The 24,261-nt window shown below is 71.2% G+C and carries 20 protein-coding genes and 1 pseudogene; 11 read left to right on the top strand and 10 right to left on the bottom strand.

The window, feature by feature from the left end; genetic code table 11:
* Positions 1 to 117: 117 nt before the first annotated feature.
* Positions 118 to 1,107 (top strand): malate dehydrogenase, encoded by a 990-nt coding sequence (locus tag B4N89_RS10730; RefSeq protein ID WP_078975654.1) that lies wholly within the window; start codon positions 118 to 120, stop codon positions 1,105 to 1,107.
* A gap of 97 nt (positions 1,108 to 1,204) precedes the next feature.
* Here B4N89_RS10730 and B4N89_RS10725 read toward each other — a convergent pair whose 3' ends face one another.
* Positions 1,205 to 2,623, bottom strand: a complete 1,419-nt coding sequence (locus tag B4N89_RS10725; protein WP_078975653.1) for a PLP-dependent aminotransferase family protein — start codon at positions 2,621 to 2,623, stop codon at positions 1,205 to 1,207.
* A gap of 47 nt (positions 2,624 to 2,670) precedes the next feature.
* Between B4N89_RS10725 and B4N89_RS10720 the strand changes: the two genes are divergently transcribed.
* On the top strand, positions 2,671 to 3,174 hold the full coding sequence (locus tag B4N89_RS10720) for a carboxymuconolactone decarboxylase family protein (protein ID WP_078979268.1): 504 nt from the start codon (positions 2,671 to 2,673) through the stop codon (positions 3,172 to 3,174).
* Positions 3,175 to 3,376: 202 nt separating this feature from the next.
* Positions 3,377 to 7,249, top strand: a complete 3,873-nt coding sequence (locus B4N89_RS10715; protein ID WP_078975652.1) for an AAA family ATPase — start codon at positions 3,377 to 3,379, stop codon at positions 7,247 to 7,249.
* Positions 7,250 to 7,584: 335 nt separating this feature from the next.
* Here B4N89_RS10715 and B4N89_RS10710 read toward each other — a convergent pair whose 3' ends face one another.
* Both B4N89_RS10710 and B4N89_RS10705 read right to left on the bottom strand, forming a co-directional pair.
* Complete coding sequence (locus B4N89_RS10710) at positions 7,585 to 8,007, bottom strand: hypothetical protein (RefSeq protein WP_078975651.1); 423 nt, start codon at positions 8,005 to 8,007, stop codon at positions 7,585 to 7,587.
* A gap of 140 nt (positions 8,008 to 8,147) precedes the next feature.
* Complete coding sequence (locus B4N89_RS10705) at positions 8,148 to 8,681, bottom strand: hypothetical protein (RefSeq protein ID WP_235618562.1); 534 nt, start codon at positions 8,679 to 8,681, stop codon at positions 8,148 to 8,150.
* 316 nt (positions 8,682 to 8,997) lie between these two features.
* On the opposite strand from B4N89_RS10705, the pseudogene B4N89_RS51290 reads away from it, so the two are divergent.
* Positions 8,998 to 9,741, top strand: a pseudogene (locus tag B4N89_RS51290) (helix-turn-helix domain-containing protein); the annotation flags it as partial.
* A gap of 35 nt (positions 9,742 to 9,776) precedes the next feature.
* A complete protein-coding gene (locus B4N89_RS10700; RefSeq protein WP_078975650.1) occupies positions 9,777 to 9,974 on the top strand; it encodes a DUF397 domain-containing protein in 198 nt (65 codons plus the stop codon).
* A gap of 75 nt (positions 9,975 to 10,049) precedes the next feature.
* Here B4N89_RS10700 and rocD read toward each other — a convergent pair whose 3' ends face one another.
* Positions 10,050 to 11,321, bottom strand: coding sequence for an ornithine--oxo-acid transaminase (gene rocD, locus B4N89_RS10695; protein ID WP_235618561.1), 1,272 nt, complete (start codon positions 11,319 to 11,321; stop codon positions 10,050 to 10,052).
* 175 nt (positions 11,322 to 11,496) lie between these two features.
* Positions 11,497 to 12,303, bottom strand: a complete 807-nt coding sequence (locus B4N89_RS10690) for a dimethylarginine dimethylaminohydrolase family protein (protein ID WP_078975649.1) — start codon at positions 12,301 to 12,303, stop codon at positions 11,497 to 11,499.
* Positions 12,304 to 12,723: 420 nt separating this feature from the next.
* Here B4N89_RS10690 and trpS point away from each other — a divergent pair, with 420 nt between their 5' ends.
* From trpS to B4N89_RS10675, 3 genes are read left to right on the top strand one after another with little or no spacing between them, the layout of a single operon-like run.
* Positions 12,724 to 13,752, top strand: a complete 1,029-nt coding sequence (gene trpS, locus B4N89_RS10685) for a tryptophan--tRNA ligase (protein WP_078975648.1) — start codon at positions 12,724 to 12,726, stop codon at positions 13,750 to 13,752.
* Between the two features lie 10 nt (positions 13,753 to 13,762).
* Positions 13,763 to 14,305 carry a 2'-5' RNA ligase family protein gene (locus B4N89_RS10680; protein WP_078975647.1) on the top strand — a complete coding sequence of 181 codons (543 nt, stop codon included), beginning with the start codon at positions 13,763 to 13,765 and terminating at the stop codon, positions 14,303 to 14,305.
* Positions 14,306 to 14,347: 42 nt separating this feature from the next.
* Positions 14,348 to 15,388 (top strand): YihY/virulence factor BrkB family protein, encoded by a 1,041-nt coding sequence (locus B4N89_RS10675; RefSeq protein ID WP_235618560.1) that lies wholly within the window; start codon positions 14,348 to 14,350, stop codon positions 15,386 to 15,388.
* 417 nt (positions 15,389 to 15,805) lie between these two features.
* On the opposite strand, the gene B4N89_RS10670 is transcribed toward B4N89_RS10675, so the two are convergent.
* Positions 15,806 to 16,861 (bottom strand): D-alanyl-D-alanine carboxypeptidase family protein, encoded by a 1,056-nt coding sequence (locus tag B4N89_RS10670; protein WP_235618559.1) that lies wholly within the window; start codon positions 16,859 to 16,861, stop codon positions 15,806 to 15,808.
* Between the two features lie 260 nt (positions 16,862 to 17,121).
* Between B4N89_RS10670 and B4N89_RS10665 the strand changes: the two genes are divergently transcribed.
* Both B4N89_RS10665 and B4N89_RS10660 read left to right on the top strand, forming a co-directional pair.
* Positions 17,122 to 17,355 (top strand): SCO4848 family membrane protein, encoded by a 234-nt coding sequence (locus B4N89_RS10665; RefSeq protein WP_078975644.1) that lies wholly within the window; start codon positions 17,122 to 17,124, stop codon positions 17,353 to 17,355.
* On the top strand, positions 17,352 to 18,644 hold the full coding sequence (locus B4N89_RS10660) for a cytochrome P450 family protein (RefSeq protein WP_101897051.1): 1,293 nt from the start codon (positions 17,352 to 17,354) through the stop codon (positions 18,642 to 18,644). Before B4N89_RS10665 ends, B4N89_RS10660 begins: the two co-directional genes overlap by 4 nt.
* Before the next feature lie 640 nt (positions 18,645 to 19,284).
* On the opposite strand, the gene B4N89_RS10655 is transcribed toward B4N89_RS10660, so the two are convergent.
* A complete protein-coding gene (locus tag B4N89_RS10655; protein ID WP_078975642.1) occupies positions 19,285 to 19,779 on the bottom strand; it encodes a MarR family winged helix-turn-helix transcriptional regulator in 495 nt (164 codons plus the stop codon).
* A 209-nt stretch (positions 19,780 to 19,988) separates the two neighbouring features.
* Here B4N89_RS10655 and B4N89_RS10650 point away from each other — a divergent pair, with 209 nt between their 5' ends.
* Entirely contained in the window at positions 19,989 to 20,918 is a 930-nt protein-coding gene (locus tag B4N89_RS10650) for an ADP-ribosylglycohydrolase family protein (protein ID WP_078975641.1), read from the top strand.
* 44 nt (positions 20,919 to 20,962) lie between these two features.
* On the opposite strand, the gene B4N89_RS10645 is transcribed toward B4N89_RS10650, so the two are convergent.
* The 3 genes from B4N89_RS10645 to B4N89_RS10635 all read right to left on the bottom strand — a co-directional run bounded on the left by B4N89_RS10645 (position 20,963) and on the right by B4N89_RS10635 (position 24,247).
* The gene (locus tag B4N89_RS10645; protein ID WP_078975640.1) at positions 20,963 to 22,441 is read right to left on the bottom strand and encodes an AAA family ATPase; all 1,479 of its coding nucleotides are present in this window, start codon (positions 22,439 to 22,441) and stop codon (positions 20,963 to 20,965) included.
* 167 nt (positions 22,442 to 22,608) lie between these two features.
* The gene (locus B4N89_RS10640; protein WP_101897050.1) at positions 22,609 to 23,211 is read right to left on the bottom strand and encodes a TetR/AcrR family transcriptional regulator; all 603 of its coding nucleotides are present in this window, start codon (positions 23,209 to 23,211) and stop codon (positions 22,609 to 22,611) included.
* A gap of 58 nt (positions 23,212 to 23,269) precedes the next feature.
* Entirely contained in the window at positions 23,270 to 24,247 is a 978-nt protein-coding gene (locus B4N89_RS10635) for an acyl-CoA desaturase (RefSeq protein ID WP_235618558.1), read from the bottom strand.
* Positions 24,248 to 24,261 lie beyond the last annotated feature (14 nt).

Genomic DNA, 24,261 nt, shown 5'->3' with positions numbered 1-24,261 from the left:
TGGCCGAGCCGTCCCGGAGGCGGGAGTAGTGTGGCCGCGAAAAGTATCTCGATGCCGAGCTACCGGCGGACTGCCATCGGCGTCGGATCCCGCCGCAGCAGAGGAGACCCGCGCGCAATGTCCCGTACCCCCGTCAACGTCACCGTCACGGGCGCGGCCGGTCAGATCGGCTACGCGCTGCTGTTCCGCATCGCCTCCGGTCACCTGCTCGGCCCCGACACCCCGGTGCGCCTGCGCCTCCTGGAGATCCCCCAGGCGGTCAAGGCCGCCGAGGGCACCGCGATGGAGCTCGACGACTGCGCGTTCCCGCTGCTCGCCGGGATCGACATCTTCGACAACCCGACCGACGGTTTCGCCGGTGCCAACGTGGCGCTGCTGGTCGGCGCCCGCCCGCGTACCAAGGGCATGGAGCGCGGTGACCTGCTGGCCGCCAACGGCGGCATCTTCAAGCCGCAGGGCGAGGCGATCAACGCCGGCGCGGCGGACGACATCAAGGTGCTCGTGGTCGGCAACCCGGCCAACACCAACGCGCTGATCGCGCAGCAGCACGCGCCCGACGTACCGGCCGAGCGCTTCACCGCGATGACCCGCCTGGACCACAACCGCGCGCTGACCCAGCTCGCGAAGAAGGCCGGCGTCGCGGTCACCGACATCGCGAAGCTGACCATCTGGGGCAACCACTCGGCCACCCAGTACCCGGACATCTTCCACGCGCAGATCGCCGGCAAGAACGCCGCCGAGGTGGTCGACGACCGCACCTGGCTCGCCGACACCTTCATCCCCACCGTCGCCAAGCGCGGCGCGGCGATCATCGAGGCGCGCGGCGCGTCCTCGGCGGCGTCCGCGGCCAACGCGGCGATCGACCACGTGCACACCTGGGTCAACGGCACCGCCGACGGCGACTGGACCTCGATGGGTGTCGTCTCGGACGGCTCCTACGGGGTGCCCGAGGGCCTGATCTCGTCCTTCCCGGTCGTCTGCAAGGACGGCAAGTGGGAGATCGTCCAGGGCCTGGACGTCAACGAGTTCTCCCGGGCGCGGATCGACGCCTCGGTGCGGGAACTGGCCGAGGAGCGCGACGCGGTGCGCGAGCTGGGCCTGATCTGAGTCGGAGCCGGCGCCTGCTCGGCGCCGGCCTCGAGCGGAATCGACCGGAGGCGGGCCTAACGGCCCGCCCCCCGGTGTGTTCGGGGAGACGGGCACGTCAGGGCGCGGCCTTCGGCCCGAACAGCTCGGCCAGCGCGGCGACCAGGGCCTCCAGCGTGCCGGCGAAGGCGGCCGCGGTGGGCGCCGCGTAGCCGACGACCAGCCCCGGCGGGTGCTCGGCGTACGGAGGCAGGTGATACCAGCCCATGCGGTGTACCCCCACGCCCCGCCGGGCCAGCAGCGCACGCGTCTCCTCCTCGCCCGGGCCGTCCTCGGGCAGTTCGAGACGCACCTGCAGGCCCGCCGCGATGCCGCACACCCGGACGGCCGGTACCCGCCGGGCCAGCTCCGCGACGAGCCGGTCGCGGCGGTCGCGGTAGGCCAGGCGGGCGCGGCGCACGTGCCGGTCCAGGTCGCCGGCGGCGATGAACTCGGCCAGGGTGAGCTGGTCCAACGTGCCCACCGCCAACTCGGGCCGGTCGCGGACCGCGAGCAGGTCGTCGAGCAGGTACGGCGGCACCACCAGCCAGCCGAGCCGCAGGCCCGGCGAGAGCATCTTGCTCGCGGTGCCCGCGTACACCACGTGCTCGGCGCCCAGACCCTGGAGCGCGCCGACCGGGTGCCGGTCGTAGCGGAACTCGCCGTCGTAGTCGTCCTCGATCACCACGCCACCGGTCTCCGCGGCCCAGCGCAGCGCCGCCGCGCGCCGGTCCGGGTGCAGCGGCACGCCCATCGGGGACTGGTTGGCCGGGGTCAGCACGATCGCGTCCGCGTCGCCGGCGGTGTCGATCCGGGCGCCGTGCCGGTCCACGGCGACGGTGCCGACCTCGACGCCGGTGCGGGCCACGATGTCGCGCAGGAACGGCATCCCCGGGACCTCCATGGCGATCCGGCGCGCACCGCGGGCGGCCAGTGTGTGGCCGAGCAGGAACAGGCCCTGCGCGTAGCCCGCGCACACCACGATGCGATCCGGCCGGGTGCGCACCCCGCGGACCCGGCCGAGGTAGTCGGCCAGGCGCTCGCGCAGTTCGATCCGGCCGCGCGGGTCGACGGACGGCCAGAACGCGTCGGGGCCGGCGGCGGCCAGCGCGCGCCGCTGGGCCGCGGCCCAGCGGGCCCGGGGGAACGCGGACAGGTCCGGGCGTCCGGGCCGCAGGTCGAAGCGCGGCGCCGAGGGGCGCGCGTACACCGGGACCGGCACCGGGTCGGCCGGGCGTTCGGCGACCAGGGTGCCGGCGCCCCGGCGGGCGATCAGGTAGCCCTCGGCGACGAGTTGGGCGTACGCCTCGGCGATCGTGTTGCGGGCCATCGCCAGATCCACGGCCAGGGCGCGCGAGGAGGGCAGCCGGGTGCCGGGGGCGAGCCGGCCGTCCACGATCGCCGCGCGCAGCGCACGCTCCAGTCCGCTCCGCCGGCCGCGCACGGGGCCGGGTTCCAGGTACAGGTCCACATCGCCGATGGCCCAGGAACTTCGCATGGGATTGGACCTTAATCGCGGTCCGGTCCGTACGTAGGGTCATGATCATGAGCATTCAGGAAGTGACCGAGGAAACCCCCGTCGCCGGCGAGCCGGCCCGACTGCCCGTCAAGGCCCTGCACGGCGCCGCGTACAAGGCCGCCGTCGCGCTGAGCAAGGCGGCGGCCGAGGGTCTGGACCCGATCGTCGCGGAGCTGATCAAGATCCGCGCGTCGCAGATCAACGGCTGCGCGTACTGCGTGGACATGCACACCAAGGACGCCCGCGAGATCGGCGAGACCGAGCAGCGCATGCACGCGATCCCGGTGTGGCGCGAGACGCCGTTCTTCACCGCCCGCGAGCGTGCGGTGCTGGCCCTGACCGAAGCGGTCACGCTGCTCACCGAGGGGCACGTGCCGGCGCCGGTCTGGGACGAGGCGGCGAAGTACTTCGACGACGTGGAGATGGCCCAGATCATCTGGTCGATCGCCGCGATCAACACCCTCAACCGGGCCGGCGTCGCCACCCGCGCGTGGGTGGCGGGCTCATACCGCCCGGACCTGGCCCGCTGACGACCTCGGCCCCGCGCACGGGGGCGGGGCCGAATCCGATCGGTCGAAGCGATCCGGCCCCATGCGCCGGAAACGCCGACCGGTACCGGTCGCGACGATACGTTGAGGGGGCGACGGCGTCGGGAGCGGGACGGACCGGCCGCCGCGTGATCGCGCGGGCTCGATCGACGCGTGGTCCAAGGCGTACGAGAGCGCCGAGGCGATGAGCGATCCCGACATCGAGCGACCCGTACCGCGGGCCGGCCGACCACAGCGGCCCGTCGACCCGGACGCCGGTCCCGTCGCGCGACTGGCCTGGGAGCTGAGAGAGCTGCGGCAGGCGGCCGGCGCGCCGACCTATCGCACGCTGGCCCGCAGGGCGCACTACGCGGCGAGCACGCTCGCGGAGGCGGCGAAGGGTGAGCGGTTGCCGACGCTGGCGGTGACGCTGGCATATGTCCGGGCCTGTGGCGGCGACGTCGATGACTGGGAGGAGCGCTGGCGGGACGCCGCCGCGTCGACATCGGCCGCACCGGTGGAGGACGAGCCCCCGTGCCCCTACCCGGGCCTGACCGCCTACCGCGAGCAGGACGCGGAGATCTTCTTCGGCAGGGGCGAGTCGATCGCGCGGGCGATCGCCTGCCTGGAGGCCGAGGGCGGGCCCCGGCTGCTCGCGGTGTTCGGGGCGTCCGGCAGCGGCAAGTCGTCCCTCGTCCGCGCCGGGGTGCTGGCCGGTCTGGACCGGACGTGGCAGCCGTGCCGGTTCACCCCCGGCGCTCATCCCCTGGTCGAACTCGCCCACGCGCTGGCCGGGTTGCCGGACGCGGATCTCGACCCGGACCCCGAGCCCGAGGCGACGGCCGGGCGACCGCTCGATCCCGACGCGCTGACCGCGCGACCGGCCGAGGAGCCGGGCGCGCTCGACCGCGTGCTCGACGCCTGGCTGTCGCGCCGGCCGAGCACCCGACTGGTGCTGGTGGTCGACCAGTTCGAGGAGGCGTTCACGCTGTGCGCGGACCACGCGGAACGGGACGCGTTCCTGCGCGCGGTGGCCGACCTGGCGCGGGCGCCGGGGGATCGGGTGCGCGTCGTCCTGGTCGTGCGCGCCGACTTCTACGCCCACTGCTCGGCGCACCCGGACCTGGTCGTCGCGCTGCGCGAGGGCACCCAACTGCCGATCGGGCCGCCCACGCGCGAGGAGTTGCGCGAGATCGTCACCGCACCCGCCCGGCGGGTCGGCGTGGACGTGGACGCCGACCTGGTCGCCGACCTGATCGCGGACGCGGCCGACCGGCCCGGCAGCCTGCCGCTGCTCGCGCACGCGCTGCGGCAGACCTGGTACCGCCGCGAGGGGCACGATCTGCGCGCGGCCGACTACCACGCCCTCGGCGGTGTGCACGGCGCCGTCGCGCAGACCGCGGAGGGGGTGTACGCCGCGAGCACGCCGGAGCGACGGCTGCTGCTGCGCGGCGTCTTCGTCCGGCTCACCGCGCTGGGCGAGGGCGCCGAGGACACCCGCAGGCGTGTGTACCGAGCCGAACTCGCCGGGCTCGCGGGGCCCGCCGAGTTGGACGCCCTGCTCGAGGTGCTGACCGGAGCGCGGCTGATCGTGCTCGACCGGGACACCGTCGAGGTGGCCCACGAGGCGGTGATCCGGGCCTGGCCGCGGTTGGCCGGCTGGTTGCTGCGCGACCGCGAGGACCTGCGCATCCATCGGCGGCTCACCGAGGCCGCCGGCGCCTGGGACGCGCTCGGCCGCGACCGCGAACTGCTGTACCGGGGCGATCGGTTGGCGGACGTGCGCGAGCGGGCGCGGCGCGGATTCGCCGAACTCAACGACCTGGAACGGGCGTTTTTGGCCGCAGGGGTGTCCGCCGATCGGCGTCGGACCCGGCTGTTCGGCGCCCTGACGGCGGTGCTCGTGACGCTCCTCGCGCTGACCCTGGGGGCCGGCTACACGGCGGTGCGCGCCCAGCACCGGGCGGACGACGAGCGCGACGCGGCGCTGTCGGGGAAGGTGGCCGCGAACGCCGCCGACCTGCGCCCGATGGATCCCGCGACGGCCGCGCAGCTGAGCCTGGCCGCCTACCGGTTGTCGCCCACCGACGCGGCGCGCGGCAGCCTGCTGAGCGCGTTCACGACCCCGTTCGCGACCCGCATCGAGCACGACGTCAACAGCGTGGTGTTCACGCCCGACGGGGCCACCCTGATCACCGGGGGTGACGATCGCACGATCCGGCTGTGGGACGTGCGGAGCCCGCACCGCGCGACCGTGCTCGCGGAGTTGCCCGGTCAGCCCGAGGACGTGGAATCGCTGACCGTCGATGCCGGGGGCCGGCTGCTGGTCAGCGCGAACTATGACGGCACGGTGCGTCTGTGGGACGTGTCCGATCCCCGCGCTCCGGTGCTGATCACCCACTTCGCGGCGCACGACGAGGCGGTGTTCCGGGCCGTGCCCGGTCCCGACGCGCGCCTTTTGGTCACGGCGGGCGCGGGGGGTGTGGTGCGCCTGTGGGACATCTCGGACCGTCGCACCCCGACCCGGCTGTCCGCGCCGGCCGGCCATACCGCGACGGTGGGCACCGTCGCCTTCGGCCCGGACGGGCGCGTCCTGGTCACCGGGAGCGAGGACGGCGACACCCGGCTGTGGGACGTCGGCGACCCCCGCGATCCGCGCCCGCTCGGCCGGTTGCCGGACCGCGCGGAGGGGGTGACCTCCGTGGCGCTGAGCACCGACGGCCGGATCCTCGCGGTGGCCGGGCAGGACCACCAGACCCGGCTGTGGGACGTCGGCCGACCGGGCGAGCCGGTCGCGCTCGCCTCGGTCGGCGGGCACACCGGGCCGGTCCAGACGGTCGCGTTCAGCGCCGACGGGACGCGGCTGGCCACCGCCGGCTGGGACTTCACCACTCGCCTGTGGGATGTGTCCGAGCCCACCCGGCCCCGCCCGCTGGCGACCGGGACCGGCCACACCAACACCATCTGGGCGGTCGCCTTCAGCCCCGACGGGCGCATCCTGGCCTCGGCGGGCGCCGACCACACCGTGCGACTGACCGACGTGTCGGGGCCGGTCCTCGCCGGGCACGACGGTGCCCTGTCCGCCGTCGCCTTCGGTCCGGACGGCCGTACCGCCCTGGTCGGCAGCGAGGACTTCACCGCGCGGCTGTGGGACGTCGGCGATCCCGACCACCCCCGGCCGGCGGCCACGTTGTCCGGGCACACCGGCCAGATCAAGGCGGTCGGCTTCGCCCCTTCCGGACGGATCGCCGCCACCGGGAGCATCGACACCACGATCGGCCTGTGGGACGTCGCGGACCCGCGACATCCGATCCGGCTGTCGAGCGTGCCTGCCCGGGACGACGTGCGCACCCTGGCGTTCGGGTCGGGCGGGGACCTCCTGGCGAGCGCCGGAGGCGGCACTCCGGGGGTGCGGCTGTGGGATGTGAGCGATCCGGCCCGGGTGCGCCAGGTGGGGGTGGTGCCGGAGGGCGCGGGTTCGTTGGCTGTCGCGTTCCATCCGCGCGCCGCGATCCTGGCGGTCTCCCAACTCGACGCGGTCCACCTGTGGGATGTGGCCGACCCTCGCCATCCGCGCCGCCTGGGCGATCTCGTCGGGCACACGGACGGGATCGACGCGGTCGCGTTCGCCCCCGACGGTCGGGTGCTCGCCACGGCCGGCTTCGACGGGACCGCCCGGCTGTGGGACGTCGGCGACCCCGTGGCGCCGCGTCCGCTCGCGACGCTGACCGGGCACGTGGGCGGCGTCTCCGCCGTCGCGTTCGCCTCCGACGGGCGCACCCTGGCCACCTCCGGAGTGGACGGCACGGCGCGCCTGTGGGGCGTCGGCGATCCGCGCCGGCCCCGGGCCGAGGGCGTTCTCGCCGGTCACACCGACCGGGTCCACGCACTGGCCTTCGGCCCCGACGGTCGGGTGTTGGTCACGGCGAGCGAGGATCGCACCGCGCGGTTGTGGTTCACCGACGTCGAGCGCGTGGCGGCCCGGGTGTGCGCGCTCGCCCATCCGCGACTGACCCGCGAGGAGTGGAACCGGTATTTCCCCGGTGTGGGATTTCATCCGCCGTGCCCTTCGGGGTGAGGCGCGCCGCCGCACGTGAGGGAGCCGGTACCCGGGGGAACGAGGTACCGGCTCCGGTCCGTGTCGCGTGGCGGGTCAGTGCCGGATCTTGATGTACGTCACGGCATCGTCGAGCGTGTCGCCCACGTAGGGCACGTCCGAGCCGAAGGAGCCGTTGAAGGCGTAGCCGGAGGAGTCGCACGGGCCGTGCCGGCGGCCACGGTCACGCAGTAGCGATCCTTTCCCTCGGCATGGCCACCCCCGCGAGGCACCCGGCGATCGTGGCGGTCGTCGCCGTGCGACGGACCGGTGGACGGATACGTGTGTTCATGGGTAGGTCCTCCCGTTCGGGTCGGTCAGCAGTGCCTGAGTCCGTACCGGGAAGGGTCGGCGTCGAACCACGAGGGTGTGAACACCCAGTCGCCCGGGATGTATCCGGGGTCTCCCCAGTCGGGGGTGGTGTGGTACCAGGTCGTGTTGCCGCCCCCGTGCAGGCCGCCGGTGGCCCAGCAGTCGAACCAGCTGAAGGTGGTGAACAGTTCGCCGATGAAATCGCTCTCGTGGTACGGCTCCCGCCGGACCGGCGCCTCACCCCTGTTGCCACACCACAACCGGCCGTCGTGCGCTCGCACGCCACATTCCTTCAGGGCCGTGGCGGAGTTCGCCTCGGCCCCCGCGGGTACGGCGCGCGGTCCGGTCGCGCCGGCGGGGCCTGTGCCCAGGGTGACCGCGATCGCGGCGCCCACCAGGGCGGTCGTGAAGATGCGAGGGATCCGCATGTCTTTCCCACCTCTCGTCTCGTGGAGATGCCCGGGACGGTGCTCGCCGGACATCCGAGGCCGACTCTGGTGGGCCGGGGGATTGTCCGAAAGCCCAGGTCACAGACCGTGGACAACCGAACAACCCGGCCGACGCGCGGTCACCGCCGCGGAGGGCGCCGCCCGGCCGAGTCCGAGACGAAGGGCGGCTCCGCCCAGTCGGCCACGGGGCCGAGCGTGAGGCCGACGCTCTCCAACTCGGACAGCAGCGCGAACCAGGCGTGGCGAGCGGGCGGTTGCACGATCGCGAGCTTGCCCTGGTCGACGGCCCACAGTTCGGTGAGTACGCCGTCCGGCCGGGGCCCGGCCTCGCCCGCCCCGATGTAGCGCACACGCCGATGGAGCCCCGGCGGCGGCGCGGCCACGATCACCAAGTCGTGGACCCGGCACACGAATTCGAGCCCGTCCCGCCCACGCAGGTAGACGGTCGTGCCGATCACGTCCATGAGCGTGCCATCCCGCCCGGAGCCGCCATCCCGGCACCGCGCGTGCCGGTACCGCTGAAAGAACTCCTCACCGACCCGCAGGTCTTCCGAACTGTGCGCCACCACCTCGCGACGCGGCCGAGCCGCCTCCTGCCGTCGCAGCACGAGCGCGGCCTGCCGCACGAGACAGGCGAGCCGGGCATTTTGCATAGCGTCCGTCACCGTGGCGTCGACCGGCGAAACGGCGCCGGCTTCATGTGTTTCTGGCATGGTGGTGCTGTCCTCTCCATGGGGGCACGCAGGGGGCGAGCAGCTGTCCAAGGCGATGACTCGCCCCCTGTCTCGACTACACGGCAGCCGGCCGGTTCAACTTCCGTATGTAGTCGGTCGCTGTGTGTTCCTATGATCGACCCGAAGGCCGGACTTCGCGGCCCGACACCGTTACCGATCCATAGCGGAACGGAATAGAGGAACACCTGTGCGATTCCAGGAGAAAGACCTAGAGAGCAAAGGTTCCCCGCGCCAGATGTACGGGCGGGAGATCCGCGTCAAACGCAACAGCCTGGGCATGTCGCTGACCACATGCGCAGCCGTCTTGGGCTACAGCAAGGCCGCCCTGTCCCGGTATGAAACCGGGGAGAGCCGCATCCCGCCGGACATGCCGGCCAGGCTGGACCTCGCATTCGACACCGACGGCCTGTTCGTGAGGCTGTATGAGATGGTCGAGCACGATCAATTCCCCGACCGATACCGCGCGTTCATGGCGATAGCGGCGTCAGCGATCCGGATTCTCGAGTTCGCGGCCCAGACGGTACCCGGACTGTTGCAGATTCCGGGCTACGCTCGCGCCCAATTTCGGGCCTTCGAGCCGGGGGCTTCGGACGCCGAGATCGAACGGCGGGTCACGGCGCGGATGAATCGTCAGCGAATCTTCGGCCGACAGCAACCTCCCCGATATGGCGCGGTCCTCGACGAGGCGGTCATTCGCCGTTCGGTCGGCGGTGCATCCGTCATGCGCTCGCAACTGGAGGCACTCCTGCCCCAGATGGATACGCAGTACGGCACATTGCAGATCCTGCCGTTTGATTCCGGCGCCCATGCGCAACTGAACGGGTCGCTGACCTTGCTGACCCCACCGGACAGTGCCCCTGTCTCCTACCTCGAAGGAAGCCATACCGGGCAGTTGATCGAGGATGCGGCATCGGTCGCGGAGCACCAGGCGTCGTACGATCGGCTACGGGCCTACGCCCTCTCTCCACAAGAGTCGGCCGCGATGATCCGGGCAGCCATCAAGGAGTTCGAAGCATGCGAGCAACCCCAGGCACAGGGGCCACGGCGTGGCGCAAGAGTTCGTACAGCAACGGGGATCAGGGCAACTGTGTCGAAGTCCGCGATGATCTCCCGGGCTTCGTCCCGGTCCGCGACTCGAAGGACCCCGGTCTCGGGCACCTGAACATTGCTGCGGGCCCCTGGGCGGCGTTCGTTCACGCGCTTCGGGGCTGACTTCTCCCTCGCGCCGACCGGGCCCCGCGTGACGACGGCCGCCCCCGTGGGGGCGGCCGTTCCCCCGACCGGGAACTACGTCAGGACCGCGCGCAGTTGGTCCAACGACCACTCCAGGTCGTCCTTGGAGATGACCAGCGGTGGGGCGATGCGGATGGTCTGGCCGTGGGTGTCCTTGACCAGTACACCCCGGTCGAGCAGGGCCTGGGAGACCGCGCGCGCGGTGCCGTGTGCCGGGTCGATGTCGACGCCCGCCCACAGGCCCCGGCCCCGGACCGTGGTCACGGAGTGGCCGACCAGCGCGGCGAGTTCGCGGTGCAGGTGGTCGCCGAGGTCGGCGGAGCGCTGCTGGAACTCGCCGGAGCGCAGGATGTCCAGCACCTCCAGGCCCACCGCGCAGGCCAGCGGGTTGCCGCCGAAGGTCGACCCGTGCTCGCCGGGGGCGAATACGCCGAGCACCGCGCGGGACGACACCACGGCCGAGATCGGCAGGATGCCGCCGCCGAGCGCCTTGCCCAGGATGTACATGTCGGGCACCACACCCTCGTGCTCGCACGCGAACGTGCGGCCCGTGCGGCCCAGCCCGGACTGGATCTCGTCCGCGATGAACAACACGTCGCGCTCGGCGGTGACCCGGCGCACCTCGGCCAGATAGCCCGGCGGCGGCACCAGCACGCCGGCCTCGCCCTGGATCGGCTCGATCAGCACCGCCACCGTGTCGTCGGTGATCGCCGCGCGCAACGCCGCCGCGTCGCCGTAGGGCACCACGTCGAAGCCCGGGGTGTACGGGCCGAAGTGCCGGCGCGCCTCCTCGTCGGTGGAGAAGCTGACGATCGTCGTGGTGCGGCCGTGGAAGTTGCCCGCCGCCACAATGATCCTGGCTCGCCCGTCCGGCACACCCTTGACCTCGTAGCCCCACTTGCGCGCGGTTTTGACCGCGGTCTCCACCGCCTCCGCCCCGGTGTTCATCACCAGGACCATCTCCATGCCCGCCAACTCCGCGAGCTGCTCGCAGAACGGCGCGAAGCGGTCGTTGTGGAACGCCCGGCTGGTCAGCGTGACCCGGTCCAACTGCCGCTTGGCGGCGTCGATCAGGCGCGCGTTGCCGTGTCCGAAGTTGAGCGCGGAGTACCCGGCCAGCATGTCGAGGTAGCGCCGGCCCTCGACATCGGTCATCCAGGCCCCGTGCGCCTCGGCGACCACGATCGGCAGCGGGTGGTAGTTGTGCGCGCTGTAGTCCTCGGCCAACGCGATCAGCCGGGTGCTCTCGGTGCCGGGACCGCCCGGGCGGCCGACCCCGGACTTGTGCTCGGGGGAGGAGGGGACGGGGGAGTGCTGCGTGCTCATGACGTCCTTTCGCAACGGTGGAGAACCGTGGGAATCGCTACGAGAGTGGAGAACGGCGATACCGGCGATACCGGGAGGAGGTTCGGTATGAAGGGGGAATATCCCGCAATCAACGACAAGACGGAGGAAAGTCACCCGGGTGGGTACGGACGGGATACCCCGCGGGGGCGTTGGATCAACGAGCGGCGCGCAGTTCCAGTACGCAACCGCGCACACTCGCGCCGTGGGCCGCGAATGCGGACATGTCCAACTCGATCGTACGGAATCCCCGCTCCGCCAACCGGGCGGCGAGCGCGGGTGTCGTGTCGCCCATCACCACGCTGCGTCCGTCGGAGACCGCGTCGAGGCCGAGCGCCGCCGCGTCCGCCTCGTCCACCTCGATCCGTTCCGGGAACACCCGGGTCAGCCGGCGCAGCGCGGTCGGGGTGAACGCCCCGGGGTAGTAGGCCGCGGTGTGCTCGCCCAGCACGGCCAGCGCCGAGCCGAGTCGGGGAAAACGCGGGTCGGCCAACTCCAGCGGCACCACCGGCAGCCCGAAGAACGCCTGCGCCTCGGCATGCGCGGCCGCCTCGGTCAGCGGCCCCACCGCGGCCAGCAGCCGGGGACCGACCGGGATCAGGTCGTTCTCGCCCTCGTGCGCGAACACCGGCTCCAATGCGGAGCGGAAGCCGTGCCCGGCGAACCACTCCAGATACGCCGGCGTCTCGGCCGAACGCTCCACCGCACGCGAACGCGCGCCCAGCACGCGCCCGCCCACCACGGTCGCCGCCCGCGAGGCGAAGACCATGCCGGGCAACCCCGGGCGACCCGGCACCAGGCTCACCCGGTGCCCGAGCCCGATCAACACCGCGCGCAGCCGTTCCCACTGACCCATCGCGGTCGCGGGCGACGTCTCGTCCAGGAACACCGGCGGACACATCACGTAGTGCCGCAGTTCGGCCGCCCGCGGGGCGACGAAGCCACGCCGCCGCTGTCGGGGCACCCGCGCCCGCTCTGCTCCGGGCGATATACGCTCCGACCGCAGGTCGGAACGGCCCGATCGACCGCAGCGCGAGGTGAGGCGCACGCGATATCCCCTTTTCGCGGACGGCGGCGGCAGGCGCGCGCCCGGGATCCCCGCGGCCCACGCCCGTCCGACCCTGCCGATGGTGATGCCGTGCAGTCGGCGGCAGGCCGGGGCCGCACCCGATCGTCACCGTGGATAGGCGGTCGACGACCCTCTGTGTCGGCCCTGGACAGCCTAGGTTGCCGGCGCCGGGGGCGTAAAGGCGCCTGCGTTGTCCCATACCGCACGATCGTTGCGTATTCCCCCGGGCGCTCACCCGCTTTGTTGTGCGCCCCGCGCGGACGTCGCGTGGCTCCCCTGACCGGAACCGCGTCCCGCGCCTGAGAGAATGACGGCATGGCCTCGACGCGTCCCCGTGTTCTGTCCGGAATCCAGCCCACCGCGGATTCGTTCCACCTGGGTAACTACCTGGGCGCGATCCGGCAGTGGGTGCCGTTCCAGGACAGCCACGATGCCTTCTACATGGTGGTCGACCTGCACGCGATCACCGTTCCGCAGGATCCGAAGCAGTTGCGCGAGCGCACCCGGATCTCCGCCGCGGAGCTGCTCGCGGCCGGCCTGGACGCGGACCGCTGCACCCTGTTCGTGCAGAGCCACGTGCCCGAGCACGCGCAACTCGCGTGGGTGATGAACTGCATGACCGGCTTCGGCGAGGCCGCGCGGATGACCCAGTTCAAGGACAAGTCCGCCAAGCAGGGCACCGACCGCACCACGGTCGGCCTGTTCACCTATCCGGTGCTCCAGGTCGCCGACATCCTGCTCTACCAGGCCGACGCGGTCCCCGTCGGCGAGGACCAGCGCCAGCACGTGGAGCTCACCCGCGACATCGCGCAGCGGTTCAACGCGACGTTCGGCGATACGTTCACCGTCCCCAAGCCGTTCATCGTCAAGGAGACGGCCAAGATCGTCGACCTCCAGGACCCGACGATCAAGATGAGCAAGTCCGCCTCGACGCCCAAGGGCATCGTCAATCTGCTCGACGACCCCAAGGCGAGCGCGAAGAAGATCCGCAGCGCGGTCACCGACACCGGCACCGAGGTGCGCTTCGACGAGACGGAGAAGCCCGGGGTGTCCAATCTGCTCACCATCCACTCGGCGCTCTCCGGCACCTCGATCGCCGCGCTGGAGGAGCGCTTCGCGGGTCGGGGCTACGGCGACCTGAAGAAGGAGGTGGCCGAGGTGCTGGTCGAGTTCGTCACCCCGTTCCAGGAGCGGGTGCGCGGCTACCTGGACGACCCGGCCGAGTTGGACGCCGTACTCGCCCGGGGCGCCGACAAGGCCCGCGCGGTGGCGTCGCGGACGCTCGCCGAGACCTACGACCGTGTCGGCTTCCTGCCCCCGGTCGCCGGCCGGTCGGGAGGCTGAGGCGCAGCACATGGCCAAGCGCACCATCGGGGTGTCGATCGCGATTCCCGAGCCCTACGGCAGCGAGTTGCAGGCTCGCCGCGCCGGGTTCGGGGATCCGCTCGCGAACGCCATCCCGACCCACGTGACCCTTCTGCCGCCGACCGAGGTGGCCGACGAGGCGATGGCCGAGGTCGAGGAGCACCTGCGCGCGGTCGCCGCCGGCGAGGCCCCGTTCGACATACACCTGCGCAGCACCGGTACGTTCCGACCGACCTCGCCGGTGGTGTTCGTCCAGGTCGCGCGCGGTATCCCCGAGTGCGAGCGGATCGAGGCCGCGGTGCGATCCGGGCCGCTGGAGCGCGAGTTGCACTTCCCGTACCACCCGCATGTGACCGTCGCGCATCATCTGCCCGATCACATGCTCGACCTGGCGTTCGCGGAACTCGTCGACTACGACGCGGTCTTCCCGATCTGGGGCTTCAGCCTGTACGAGCACGGCACGGACGGGGTGTGGCGCCCGCAACGTGACTTCGCGTTCGGCCAATCGTTGCCAGGTCCGCTGCCCGTGTGATGCCGTCCCGGCCGTACGGGACGTCACAGAGTGGAGTCGCGTGTGGGTAGGGCGTCGGGCGGGCAGCAGTCATCCGTGGCGATCAAGGAGCGGCTGGCGAGGATCCCGGTCATCGGCCCCACCTGGCGGGCCTATTCGCGCTACGGCGATCGACAGGGCAATCGACTCGCCGCCGCGGTGACCTACTACGGGTTCCTGTCGCTGTTCCCGTTGATCACGCTCGCCGCGGCGGTGGTGGCCGCAGCGCTCGACCGCTCCCAGGTCCGCCGGATGCAGAACAAGATCTCCGAGCAGATCCCCGGTATCGCCGACAAGTTGGACCTGGACGCGCTGGTGCGCAACGCGGGCACGGTCGGGGTGATCGGCGGCGTGCTGCTCCTGGTGTCCGGGACGGGGTGGGTGGACGCGACGCGTTCCTCCATCCGGGCGATCTGGGACGCGGAGGAGGAGCCGGGCAACGTCGTCGTGCGCAAGATCGCCGACGTCGGTGTCCTGATCGGCCTGGGGCTCGCGTTGGCGTTGTCGGTCGGCGCGTCCACGTTCGCGACGGTGGTGATCCGGCACGTCTCCGACTCGATCGGGCTCGAACACCAGCCGGTCGGCCGGGTCCTGCTGCAGATCGCCGCGTTCGCGGTCGCGGTCGGCGCGAGCGTGGTGCTGTTCGTGTACCTGCTCGTGGGGATGCCTCGGCTGACCATGCACCGCTCGGTGGCGATCAAGGGCGCGTTGATCGGGGCGGTCGGCTTCGAGTTGCTGAAGCTGTTGGTGTCCTCGTACATCGCGGGGGTCGCGGGCAAGAGCGCGTACGGCGCGTTCGGCGTCCCGGTGGCACTGCTGTTGTGGATCTACTTCGTGATCCGCCTGCTCCTGTTCTGCGCGGCCTGGACGGCCAACGCCCAGGAGGCCGACGAGGCCGAGGACAACATCGAGGCCGCCGCCGAAAAAGCCGCCGCGGAACCCCCATTGGACCTGTCCGCCTACAGAACCAAGCCCACCCACCCGATCCGCACATACGCCTTGGCGGTAGCCGGCACCGCCACCCTGGGCATCCTCCTGGAACGCTTCACCCGAAACCACCCATAGCCAACCACCACCACAACCCAGCCGGGCCGCTGTTCGAGTCCACCCACGACCGCAGCGTGCCGGCAAAGCCAACCAATCCATCCCGGCCGGCGTGCGAGGCCCAAGGTGCAAGCCAAGCGTCTTCGCAAAGCCATTCACCTCAGCCCGGCCGGCGTTTGAGGCCATCGGTAAAAGCCAAGCGTCCTGGCGAAGCCAACCAACCCAGCCGGGCCGAGGTTCGAGGCCACCTGCGACGCAGCGCGTCGGCGAAGCCATTCACCGCAGCCCGGCCGGCGTCCGAGGCCCAAGGTGAAAGCCAAGTGTCTTCACGAAGCCATTCACTTCAGCCCGGCCGGCGTTTGAGGCCATCGGTAAAAGCCAAGCGTTCTCGCGAAGCCGACCAACCCAGCCCGGCCGGCGTTTGAGGCCGCCCCACCCCTACGGCAGGATGTCGTCCTCGAACCGCACGCCCGAAGCCCCCTCGCGCCGCCGAAGGGCGAACAGCACGCCGCCGCCCACCACAAGCGCCGCCGGCACCCCGAGCCCGGCCCACAACACCCAGTCGAACCCGTCGTCGTCCGAGGCGGACGACGCCTTCGCGGTCTTGGTGTCGCCCGACTTCCCGTCGGCCGCCTTCGTGCCCTTGTCGTTCTTGTCCCCCGGCACCGGCAACGGCTCCACCAACACGCCGACCGGCTTCGCGTGGGCCAACGCGGCGAAGCCCCAGTCGAGCAGCTTCCCGGTGTCCTCGTACGTCTTGCCCTTGCCCTCGACGTGCATGATGCTCACCAGCAACGTGTGCCCGTCGCGCTGCGCGCCGCCGACGAAGGTGTTCCCGGCGTTGGTGGTGTAGCCGTTCTTGACGCCGAGCATGCCCGGATACTGGCCCAGCATCGTATTGGTGTTCTGGATCTGGAACTTGGCCCCCGCGACACCGGGGAATTCGGCGACCTTCGTACTCGCGTACGAGCGGAAGTCCTTGTTCTTGAGCCCTTCGCGCGCGAACAGCGCGAGGTCGTACGCGCTGGAGACCTGCCCCGGCGCGTCGTAGCCGTCCGGCGAGACCACGTTGGTGTCGCCCGCCTGAAGCTGCTTGGCCCGCTCGTTCATCTGCCGCACGGTGGCGTCCACGCCACCGTTCATAGCGCACAGCACATGCACCGCGTCGTTGCCCGAGCGCAGGAACACCCCGCGCCACAGGTCCTCGACCTTGTAGGTCTCGTTCTCCTTTATCCCGACCAGGCTGCTGCCCTCGCCGAGATTGCTCAGCTCGGTCGGCGCCACCTGATGGGTGGTGTTGCGGTCGATCTTGGGCAGCACGGTGTCCGCGAACAACATCTTCAGCGTGCTGGCGGGCGGCAACTTCCAGTGCGGGTTCTTCGCCGCCAGGACCTTGCCGGTCTCCGCGTCGGCGACCACCCACGAGTAGCCCTCGACGGCGGGCGGCGGGGGGCTCCCGGGCGGCAGATCGCTCTGTACACCCGGTTGGGCCAAGCGCGCGCCACCCACATCCGACATCGACGCGGGGGGCTGCGGCTCCGGCGTCCCCGGCGCGGCCTGCGCGATAGAGGCGGAACCCAACACGAAAGCGATCGCCCCCGCGCACGCGACGGCCGGCTTACAAGAAGCCCGGAACCAGTAAGACATGCGATGAGCGTACTGGCGGCCCCCGGCTGTGGTTCGGTGACCGCGCCGCCGCATACTGAACCGGGACAAATTTGCTGAACTTTTGACCGGGAAACGGGTGCTTCACGTTGAGGATCGGCCGCGGTACATCCGCCTGTCTGGTGTTGTTCGGCGTCTGGAGCTGGATCCTGTGGCCGAACTTCCTCAAGAACATCTGGGCCGACGACCGCTCCTGGAACGACGGCGCGACCTCGTTCTTCCTGATCCACCTGGCGCTGACGATCGTCTCGTTCGCGGCCGGCAACGCGATCGGTTGGCTCGGGATCAAGGGGCTGCGCGCGACGCGGACGCCGCGGACGTGACCGACGACCCCGCGGGCTGCCCCGTGCATCCGGTGCCGGCCGGGCCCGAGTTGTTCACCCGGGAGTTCATCACCGATCCGTATCCGGCGTACGCGCATCTGCGCGAGTACGCGCCGGTCCATCGCACCACGCTGCCCAGCGGGGTCGAGGCGTGGTTGGTCACCCGATACGCCGACGCCCGGCAGGCCCTCGCCGACCAGCGGTTGAGCAAGGACCCGCGCCGGTCGGAGGCGGCCTGGAAGCAGGGCAAGGTCGGCGTGCCCGGCGAGCAGCGCTCGGGAGTGGGCGCACATCTGCTCAACCTCGACCCGCCGGACCACACCCGGCTGCGCCGCCTGGTGTCCAAGGCGTTCACGCCGCGCCGTGCCGAGGAGTTCCGCCCGCGCGTACAGGCCCTGACCGACCGGCTGCTCGACGACTTCGCCCGGACCGGCGAGGCCGACCTGATCCACGACTTCGCGTTCCCGCTGCCGATCTACGCGATCTGCGACCTGCTCGGAGTGCCGGAGGAGGACCAGGCGGACTTCCGCACCTGGGCCGGGATGATGATCCGGCACGGCTCGGGGCCGCGCGGCGGGGTGGCCCGGGCGGTGCGGCACATGCGTACCTACCTCGCCGAGTTGATCCACCGCAAACGCGCGACGCTCACCGACGCGGACGACGACCTGATCTCGGGGCTGATCCGGGCGAGCGACCACGGCGAACACCTGACCGAGGACGAGGCCGCGGCGATGGCCTTCATCCTGCTGTTCGCCGGCTTCGAGACCACGGTCAACCTGATCGGCAACGGGCTGCTGACGCTGCTCACGCACGACCGGGAACGGCTCGCGCTCCGGGCCGATCCCGAACTGCTCGCGCCCACGGTCGAGGAACTGCTGCGCTACGACGGGCCGGTCGAGGTGGCCACGTGGCGGTTCAGCACCACCGAGGTGGAGATCGGCGGGACCCGGATCCCGGCGGGCGAGCCGGTGCTCGTGGTGCTCGCGGCGGCCGACCGCGACCCGCGCCGGTTCCCCGCGCCCGACCTGCTCGATCCGGCCCGCGCGGACAACCAGCACCTGGCCTTCGGGCACGGCATCCACTACTGCATCGGCGCACCGCTCGCCCGGCTCGAGGGCCAGATCGCGATCGGTACGCTGCTGCGCCGGCTACCCGATGTACGGCTCGCGCTGCCGGCGGACGAACTGCGGTGGCGCGGCGGGCTGATCATGCGCGGCCTGCAGCGGCTGCCGGTGACGTTCACCCCGGAGGCGGACGGCCGCGAGGCGGGTGGGCCGCAGGGCGGCTGAGCCGGAGTGCGCTCCACCGGGAGGTGGTTTGCCTCCGGTCGATCGGGACGGACATGGGGCGGCGGGGGAACGGATCGTCATCCGTTCCCCCGCCGCCCCACCCGTACCCGAGCACCCTTCTCCCCGAATCGCCCCCGGCCCCGGTCTTCCCACCCCTGGTCCCACCCCGGTCCCGCCCCGTCCCGCCCCGGTCCCGCCCCCGGGTTTTCCCCACCCGTCCCCCACCTTCGAGCCCCCCGCGTGCGTTCCCCCGCCCACATTCCGGTGCTCGCCGCCCCCACGCCTCCCCGGCGTGCCACCCCTCGGATCACCGTCACTCGTCCGCTCCGGCGTTACTTCCCCAAGACGCCTTCGCGGATCCGGACGATGCTCCTCACCCCCCGGGCCCCCGCCCCGACTCGGCTAGTCGTGCCCGGTCAGTGCCGCGAGGTCGGCGGGAGTGGGCCGACGCCGCCGCGTACCGCGGACCGGGTGAATGGTGGAGGTCATGCCCTGCTCCTGTTCCCCGAGGCGAACCCTTGCGGTCTCGCTCCCAACAGGGACTTGTCTACACGGCGTCGTTCCCGACACACAACGGGTCCTTGACACATTTGATCACTTAGAGTGAATCCCGACCATGAAATGGTCAAAGAGGTTTGTTTCAGGCGTGGTTGTCGAACGGCGTGACCAGGGAGCGCAACAGCCCGGCCAGCGCCGCCTGCTGATCGACCGTCAGGCCGGCCAGGATGGCCCGTTCGTGTTCCAGCAACTCGGCCATCGCCGCGTCGACCCGATCCCGGCCGTCGTCGGTCAGCCGGACCAGCACCCCGCGTCGGTCGTCGGGATCGGGCAGGCGCAACACCAGGCCCTTGGCCGCGAGGCGGTCGATACGATTCGTCATCGTCCCGGAGGTGACCAGCGTCTGGGTGAGCAGTTGGCCGGGCGAGAGCTGATAGGGCGCGCCGTCGCGGCGCAGCGCGGAGAGCACGTCGAATTCCCACGGTTCGAGGTCTCGCGCGGAGAAGGCGGTACGCCGGGCGCGGTCGAGATGCCGCGCCAGTCGGGTCACCCGGCTCAGTACTTCGAGGGGTTCGACGTCGAGGTCGGGGCGTTCCCGCTTCCATGCCGCGACAAGCCGGTCGACCTCGTCTTTCATGAGGTCATTCTAGCGAATCGTTCGATGCCGAGCCTCTTGATGTCGAGATAAGAGTCGGCAATATCCGCCACGTTCCGAGAGGATGCGGCCACCTTATGGCCGTACCGCACCAAGAAGGGCCGGAACCCGCGTGCCGGCACGCCGAAGTCGCCGTCCCGGCAGGGTAATCCCTTGGCCGCCGGCCCGAGCCGGCCGGCAGGGTGGGGCGCATGGACCGCACCCGACGCGTCGCGAACGCGGCGCGCTCCCTGCACGGATTGGCCCTCGGCGACGCCTTCGGCGAGCAGTGGTTCGGCTACCGGGGGGCCGAGCTCACCGAGCGGCTGACCCGCCGCATCGCCCCGCAGGCCCGCCTCTGGTACTGGACCGACGACACCGCGATGGCGCTCTCCCTGCTGCGGATCCTGCACCTGCGCGACGTGGTGGACCAGGACGCGCTCGCGGCGCACTTCGCCGCGTCTTACGAGGCCGATCCGTATCGCGGCTACGGCCCGTCGATGCACGGCGTGCTGCGTGCGATCCACGAGGGCGAGCCGTGGCGGGAGGTGACGCGCCGCCAGTTCGAGGGCCAGGGCTCGTGGGGCAACGGCGCGGCGATGCGGGTCGCGCCGTTGGGGGCGTGGTTCGCCGACGACGGGCTCGTGGTGGTGGCGGCCGAGGCGGAGCGGTCCGCCGAGACCACACACGCGCATCCGGAGGCGGTGGCGGGAGCGGTCGCGGCGGCGCTGGCGACTGGGGGGCGGGGCGAAGCGGCCCCGGATCCGGTGGAGTTCCTGGCCGAGGTGGCCGGCCACACCCCGGAGAGCGATGTGGCGGCGGGCCTTCGCGCGGCCTCCCGCCTCCCGGCCCACTCCTCGGTCCGGCACGCGGTGTCCGTACTCGGCAACGGCTCGCGCATCAGCGCCCCCGACACGGTCCCCTTCGCCCTGTGGACCGCCGCCCACCACCCGGACTCCCTTACCGAGGCCCTTTGGCACACGGCGACCGGAGGCGGCGACATCGACACCACCTGCGCCATCACCGCAGGCGTCGTCGCCTCCCGCACGGGCACAACCGACATCCCCAAATCCTGGATCACGGCCCGCGAACCCCTCCCCACCTGGGTCGACACCGGCAGCACATCCGCGCCGCCCCGATAGCGATCACGAGGTTCCCGACGCCGCAGCCGCTCGGGGTCCCGGCCTCAGCGCGGGGTCGTGCCGTAGATCGTGTCGAGGCCGACAAGTCGAATGTCGGGATCGGCCGCGGCGGCCGCGCGGGCCTTGTCGTTGAATCCGGCGCCGCTGAAACAGATCAGTCGAGTCTCGCTCGTGTCGTACCGGCCGGCGTTCCGGATGAGGTCTCGGATGGCGCGGAGGCGATCGATGTGCGCGATGCCGATCGTGTCGTTCCACTTGGCCTCGCCGATCGCGAGCAACGGTGGTCTGCCGCCATCGGCGATGCCGATGACGGCGACGTCCACCTCGTGGCCGACCCGAGCCTTGGCGTCGTGCACGACGCCGTGCCCGACCCGTGCGGGCAGCCCACCGATCAGGTCGGGATCGGCGTGGTGCAGAGCCCATTCGCGACAGACCTGCTCGTAGTGCGGGCCCAGGACGTTGCTCGTGAAACGACGACGGCTGGCCTGCCAGACCCGACCGGCACTCCCGGGGCGTTCCAACTGGTCCCAAACGGGTCGCATGATCGCGTGGTAGAAGGCGATCAACGGCTCGGCGATGCGGTAGGTGGATCGGTTGTCGCGGAAGATGTCCGCGTCGCGATGGAGCAGTCCGGCGTCCTCGAGGACGTTGATCGGGTGCGCGATGTCGGTGGCCTTGCGCTCCAGGTAACCGGCCACCCCGCCCCGGGTGCCGTTGCCTTCGGCGACGGCGGCCAAGACGGACAGGTACAGGCCGGTGTCCCGAAGATCGGGCTCCTCGGCGAGCAGGTAGCGGGCCTCGCGGAAGAGCGGAGTTTCGGGATTGAGCACCGTGCGCACGACCCAGTCGTCGAAGTCCTCGGGCCCGGTGGGCGAATCGCCGCGCGCGAATTCGCGCCGATAGGCCGGGGTCCCGCCGACGATCGCGTTGACCCGCATGGCCAATCGTGGATCGGTGATGTCCCAGAAGCGGGCGGCGAGTCGGTGATCGAGCGGGCGGATGATCAGCTCGAGACCGGAGCGACCACGCAACGGCGCGTTGCCGGAAAGGAGTTTGCCCATGAAGGACAGGGCCGATCCACAGAGCAACATCCGAGCCCGGGACGAGGTGCGTTGCTCGCGAAGGGGTCGGAACGCCTCCTGGAGGACGGAGGGCAACTCCGGGTTGGCCCTGGCCAGATAGGGAAACTCGTCGATGACCACGGGCACGGGGCGCTCCGCACCGAGGGCCAGGAGCGCGTCGACGGCCTCGAACCAGTCGGCGAAGTGGTACGGGGTGGCAGGTCGGACATGGGCGGTGAGGGCCGCGCTGATCCGCCGCAGCGACTCGACGTCCGTGGCTTCGGTCGCACCGAAGTAGAACCCTCCTGCGGCCCGACAGGCGGCGTCCAGGAGAAACGTCTTGCCCTGGCGACGACGCCCCGAGACCACCCCGAGCGTGGCGCCCGGCTGTGCGTCGGTGATGAACCGGCTCAACGCCGACCACTCGTGGTCGCGATCGAACATCTCGACGGGCTTGTCCACCGGGCCTCACAGATGTAGAAGTACAGTTATAAGAAACATACCTCTACAAGCACGGCCGCGAATGGTATCGCTACGGATACTATCTGTAGCGATACCATTCGCGGTGGAAGTATTCCGAGTGGTGCTCCGCCGCAGTGGCGCCCATGACCGGCAGACAGTGCGGCCGGTCAGGAACTGCGGCGGCCGACCAGTCTCGGTTTCGGTTCGATGCCGGACAGGCCGTTCCAGGCCAGGTTGACCAGATGGGCCGCGACGTCGGCCTTCTTGGGGCGGCGCACGTCCAGCCACCACTGGCCGGTCAGGGCGACCATGCCGACCAGCATCTGCGCGTACATCGGGGCCAGCTTCGGATCGTAGCCGCGCGACTTGAACTCCAGGCCGAGCACGTCCTCGACCTGCGAGGCGATGTCGCTGATCAGCGAGGCGAAGGTGCCCGTCGACTGGGCCACCGGGGAGTCCCGGACCAGGATGCGGAAGCCGTCGGTGTTCTGGTCGATGTAGTCGAGGAGCGCGAAGGCGGCCTGCTCCAGCAGTTCGCGGGGGTGGCCGCCGGTCAGTGCGCCGGTCACCCCGTCGAGGAGCGCGCTCGTCTCGCGGTCCACGACGACCGCGTACAGCCCTTCCTTGCCGCCGAAGTGTTCGTAGACCACCGGCTTCGACACACCGGCCTTGTGCGCGATCTCCTCGACACTGGTCGCGTCGTAGCCACGCTCCGCGAACAGCGTTCGACCGATGTCGATCAACTGCTCCCGGCGCTCTTTTCCGGTCATGCGCACACGACCGCCGCCGCGCGGTGCACTCCGCCTGCTGGTCTCGGTCACTGGCCCATCATGCCGCGCGCCGTGCGGCGACCCGTTCCCGGTCCGGCCAACGCACGTCCCAGACCCAGCCCAGCTTCTCCATCCAGCGGATCGTCCGAGCGCTGCTGTCGAGCTGACCGCGCAGCACTCCGTGCCGGGCGCTGGTCTGGTCCGCGTGGTGCAGGTTGTGCCAGGACTCGCCCATCGACGGGATGGCCAGCCACCACACGTTGCCGGAACGGTCGCGCGACTTGAACGGCCGCTCGCCCGCCGCGTGGCAGATCGAGTTGATCGACCACGTCACGTGGTGGAGCAGCGCGACCCGGACCAGGCCGGCCCAGAAGAACGCGGTCACCGCGCCCTGCCACGACCACGCCCACAGCCCGCCGACCAGTGCCGGAGCGGCCAGCGAGACGGCCACCCACAGCGGGAACTGGCGGGAGACGCGAATCATGTCGCGGTCCTTGAGCAGGTCGGGCGCGTACTTTTCCTGCGAGGTCTGCTCGACGTCGAACAGCCACCCCATGTGCGCCCACCACAGGCCCTTGGACAGCGCGCCGACGCCGGTGCCGTAGCGCCACGGCGAGTGCGGGTCGCCCTCCTTGTCGGAGAACTTGTGGTGCTTGCGGTGGTCGGCCACCCAGCGCACCAGCGGCCCCTGTACGGCCATGTTGCCCGCGATCGCCAGCGCGATCCGGACCCAGCGCTTGGCCTTGAACGACCCGTGGGTGAAGTAGCGGTGGAACCCGATGGTGATCCCGTGGCCGGTGATGGCGTACATCACCACCGCGAGCACCACGTCGCGCCAGGACAGCCCCCATCCCCAGGCGACCGGTACGGCTGCCACCAGCGCGAGGAACGGGACACCGATGAAGAGTGCCAGCGCGATCTGTTCGGCGGCGTGCTTGCGCTCGCCGCCGAGCGTGCCGCGGGTGGCGGAGTCGGCGGACTTCCGTTCGGCTTCGAGCACGCCGGCGCCGGTGGAACCGGAGGAGGAAACGGTCATAGGGATTCCCTCGG

Origin of the sequence: Embleya scabrispora (genome assembly GCF_002024165.1) — a bacterium.
In the GTDB taxonomy this organism is placed as follows: domain Bacteria; phylum Actinomycetota; class Actinomycetes; order Streptomycetales; family Streptomycetaceae; genus Embleya; species Embleya scabrispora_A.
Note: the sequence above shows the minus strand (reverse complement) of the source record. Positions and strands in the feature narration are given on the sequence as shown.